General features: G+C 49.4%; 4 protein-coding genes. All 4 read left to right on the plus strand.

Annotation, left to right across the window (positions count from 1 at the left end; all coding sequences use genetic code 11):
• Positions 1–166: 166 nt before the first annotated feature.
• The 4 genes from FJ146_19575 (at position 167) to FJ146_19590 (ending at position 3,907) form a co-directional block, all read left to right on the plus strand.
• A complete protein-coding gene (locus tag FJ146_19575) occupies positions 167–607 on the plus strand; it encodes a hypothetical protein (GenBank protein ID MBM4254171.1) in 441 nt (146 codons plus the stop codon).
• A gap of 476 nt (positions 608–1,083) precedes the next feature.
• A complete protein-coding gene (locus FJ146_19580) occupies positions 1,084–1,428 on the plus strand; it encodes a tail fiber protein (GenBank protein ID MBM4254172.1) in 345 nt (114 codons plus the stop codon).
• Positions 1,429–1,719: 291 nt separating this feature from the next.
• Positions 1,720–2,883 carry an ATP-binding protein gene (locus FJ146_19585; GenBank protein MBM4254173.1) on the plus strand — a complete coding sequence of 388 codons (1,164 nt, stop codon included), beginning with the start codon at positions 1,720–1,722 and terminating at the stop codon, positions 2,881–2,883.
• Positions 2,884–3,064: 181 nt separating this feature from the next.
• Positions 3,065–3,907: a hypothetical protein gene (locus FJ146_19590; protein MBM4254174.1), complete on the plus strand. Its 843-nt coding sequence runs from the start codon at positions 3,065–3,067 to the stop codon at positions 3,905–3,907.
• Positions 3,908–4,259 lie beyond the last annotated feature (352 nt).

The raw sequence follows: 4,259 nt of genomic DNA on the forward strand, positions 1-4,259 counted from the left end.
ATCGATTAGCATCTATTCCCCCTTATATACCAAGTATATACCAAGCTAACCTAAATAGACAACACTTGGCGGCAACGTCGGAATTGGGACGACGTCTCCTGGCACTGCTCTTGACGTACGAGATTCAACAAGTATTGTGCAAGTCGGTAATAACCGATCGAAAATAGTGACTGGTGCCAATAACGGGGGATCGATTTATCTCGGTCTCGGGGGCACGAATCCAACTGCAGCGATCGAATCAAGCTGGGGGGGAGCCACTTGGCCGCAGCTCGGGATCGGCGTAATTCGTGACGCTCTCACAGCAAACATTTTGATGGACTATGGTTCGAATACACAGATTCGCCGCGGCACAACCACCACAATGTTTCTCACCGGAAACGGAAAAGCCGGGATCGGGACTACGGATCCAGCTTCGACGCTGCATGTTAGCGGCGCAGGTTTGATTGGTAGTACCGCTTCAGGAGCAACTAATGTTTCCCTAAACAGCGGTGGACCTGCTAGCAATCGGTCTCTGAACGTTTATTATCAGTCAGGTGGCACAGTTGGCTCAGCAACAGGGGACTACTCCGTAATTCAGTCGGGTAACGGTGGTGTAGCTAATACGTGAACTACCGCTACCCCTAAAGGGGTAAGGCTTCCGATACTTGCTTGAAGCCGAAGCTTCTCGCTTTCTCATCTTTTTTGACGCTTCGCCGTCCTTGCCAGATTCGCTTCGCTAAGCTGGTCTTATGTGGACTCCACGTCCGATACCCGCCTTGCAGCGAGCAACCCCGTTCCAGGGTCGAAAATGATTTGTACGCTAGAAAGTTGTGTCAGTTTTAATCCGCGTTAGCGGGGTGAGTGTAGCCACGTACAGGTACACTCGACACAACACTAAGGTTTTTACCGATGCCATGTTTTAGGCATCGAACCCGGACCTTACTTGTCAAAGAGCGAGGGGATAATATTCGATGCAATTTGCTTATAAAAACGGATTTAGCGGCGGTATTCGCTAACGCGAAACCTTAGGGGATCGCCTTGACCGCCCCATAAATAAGGCGGATTGCGGCGATCATATGTTCAATTCAGGCTTGGCACGGGTCCATGACTGGTGGTCCCAGTTTGCCCTGGGGGTGGGCGCTGTGTAACGGTTCGACTTTATCGGACAGCGAATCACCGCTCAACGGCCAACTCATTCCCAATTTGAACCTAGATGCCCGCTTCTTGCGAGGCAGTACGGTAAGTGGCACGGTACAGTCCGCTTCGAATCTGATACAGCACTCCAACGGAACCATTGGACTTTATCAAAGCACAAGTAATTTCGACGCAGCCAGTAGTATTGGCTCTAGTGTGTCTTATCCCGGGGCTGCTTCATCAACCACTGGCTTTTCCAATTATCCGATGCGTCCGGTTAATATGTCTGTCAACTGGATCATGCGGGTAAAATAGCCACGGCAGCAGTATTTTTTATTTTGGTAACTCTGTGCCTGTGTAAGCGGCACGGCGCACGCGACGAGCTTGATCCAGTATGACAGAGTCCATTAACCAACGTACGTTGGGCCTTAACCACTTCTCCTGATTTGAATAGTGTTTTTGAATAATTAATCTCATACGATTGGTAGCTTACCTCGACGACTGAGCTACCGTAGACCTTGTGGGCGACAACCGCGACCAGATCCAGCTGTGAGCCTCGCAAAATCAACTGGACTATACTCCTGATTTGCGTCACAATTAGGGAGTATGTTCCACCGAATACTCAACATCCCGACTTCACGTAGCTTTTTCCTCTTCGGCGCACGCGGAACAGGAAAAAGCACCCTGTTGCGGGAGCATTTCCCCAAGTCTTCAACGATGTGGGTGGACTTACTGGATCCTGAGGTTGAGCAGGCCTTTGCATTTGAACCTGGGCGATTACGACGGCAAGTATTGGCTTTAGAGGCTGATTATAGCCATGTGGTTATCGATGAAATCCAAAAGGTTCCGGCGCTACTTGATGTCATCCATGGTCTCATCGAAAACGACCGAGTGCCGCAGCATTTTGTGCTGACCGGCTCGAGCGCTCGCAAGCTAAAGGCCGGGGGCGCCAACTTATTAGCGGGCAGAGCTGTAGTTCGTCACCTCTTCCCTCTTTTTGACTCCGAGATTGACGGGAGCCAAGATATAGAGTCAACCCTGCGCTGGGGATCATTGCCGCGAATTGTGACCGGGCCTGAAGAGGGCCGCGACGACGAGCTGCGCGCCTATGCATTTACGTACCTCAAGGAAGAGGTGATAGCTGAACAGCTGACCCGCAAGTTGGACCCGTTTCGCAAGTTCTTACAGATTGCAGCGCAGTCGAACGCGAAGATCATTAATTTTGCCAAGATTGCGACGCAAGTCGGCGTTGACGCTAAGACGGTGCGTTCCTATTACTCAATCCTTGAAGATACGCTCATCGGTTTTTTTCTCGATAGCTGGCATTCGTCGGTACGCAAACGGCTACGGCAAGCCCCGAAATTTTACTTCTTTGACCCTGGAGTTGTCAGAGCGTTGGCGCAGCAACTGCGCGTACTGCCTTTGCCAAGCACAAGTTACTTCGGCGAATTGTTCGAGCAGCATGTGATCAGAGAAATAGTGCATCGCAACGCTAGCCTAAATCTGGACATGCAGTTTGGTTATCTGCTCACCGACCGTGATGTTGAGATAGATTTAGTAGTACAAAGACCGAGCTTGCCACTTTGTCTGATTGAAATTAAGTCAACCGACCGGGTCAGCGAAAACGACGCCAGCGCCCTAATTCAGTTTAGTAAGGATTTTCCCGGCGCGCAGTGCCTACTTCTGTCTAGGGATCCAGTAGCTCAGATGATCGGCGCTGTTCGCGCCTTGCCGTGGCGGCAGGGAATCGATGAGCTAACTAAAATCTGAGTGGATTTTTGACTCTGTCGGCATTGGGACAACGCCAAAGTATGTGCAACCAACGTTAGCTGGATAAGCAAACTGCACTACCTGAGTACATAGTTATGTTGGTTGGCCTCCTTCTTGCTTTGCCTGCCGAATCTTTTGAACTCCAAACCTGGAGTTCACTTTTTCACCTGCGGAGTGTCGGATGCACAAGCAGAAGCTAAAAAACGTTTTAAAGAAATTTGAGGAATACCTGATTGTCGACCGCGGACTTGCGCGAACCACAGTCGAGGGATACTCACGCAGCTTAAGTATTTCTCTGAAGAGAATGCGCAAGTTTTGCCCGTCATATCGGGACATCAAACGACACATATTGTGGATGCACAAATCCAAGTACAGCTATCACCATATCGTTAACACCAGCCTAGCAATTGAACACTACTGCAGGCAGCGCGGTTTCACCATCCGCCTGGGTAGACCAAAGAAGCCCAAACGCGTCATCAAGGGCGTGCTTACAGAATCCGAGGTTTCGCGTCTTATCCAGTCGTCAAAAAACATCCGCGAAAAGGCGATGATATGTTTAATGGCGTATTCTGGTATGAGGAACCGAGAAATTTGTAGTCTCCGGGTTGGTGATGTTGATCTTGGCTCAAATCGAGTGACCGTGAGAGCTGGCAAAAACAACAAAGACCGAATTATCAATATTTCTTCCGAATGCACATTAGTCTTAATCGATTACCTTAAGAGTCATTTGCGGCAGAATGAGGACTTCCTATTTACGACAATTGTTAGAAACAATCAGTTGGCCTCAGGGGATTTAAGAAAGACCCTACGAACTGTAGCTAAACGTCAGCTCGGAGCGCGCCGTGTTTTCCCTCACTTGATTCGTCATTCGCTCGCAACAAACCTATTAAATCGTGGCGCAAGCCTGATTACAATTAAGGACCAACTCGGCCACGCTTTCATCGATTCGACCATGATCTACGTTAACTCAACTGCGTTTAGGAATCGGTCGGAATACGAGTATTTTAAACCTGCCTACATGTAGGCACAACTCTACATGCCATAGATATCGCTACCGGTGATGTGTCGATGGTCATTAACCAAGCTCCTCCAACATTGATGTCCCTTGTCGGTCACAACCTCTCCTCGGTTTGGGCGAGAGAGGCTCGCGACCTTCGCGGTGCCACCAGAAATTGGAGGGTATATGAAAATTATTGCATCAACCCAGACTAATCGCCACTCAGCATGCATCTTCGTTTCGGCCAGTAGTTGTTCTTATCCACATTTAAGACGGCTGTCCAAGGTAAGCGGCAGTATGTCAAAAAGAGCAGCGTGATTGCCACGCTACTCTTTCATGATCGGATCAAAGATTGTGGACTTTAGCCGTCACGTCGGGA

Source organism: Deltaproteobacteria bacterium, from assembly GCA_016874735.1.
GTDB lineage: Bacteria > Bdellovibrionota_B > Oligoflexia > Oligoflexales > CAIYRB01 > CAIYRB01.

Coding starts and splice junctions, on each gene's coding strand:
- FJ146_19590 (MBM4254174.1), top strand. CDS start 3,065: ATGCACAAGCAGAAGCTAAAAAACGTTTTAAAGAAATTTGAGGAATAC.
- FJ146_19585 (MBM4254173.1), top strand. CDS start 1,720: ATGTTCCACCGAATACTCAACATCCCGACTTCACGTAGCTTTTTCCTC.
- FJ146_19580 (MBM4254172.1), top strand. CDS start 1,084: ATGACTGGTGGTCCCAGTTTGCCCTGGGGGTGGGCGCTGTGTAACGGT.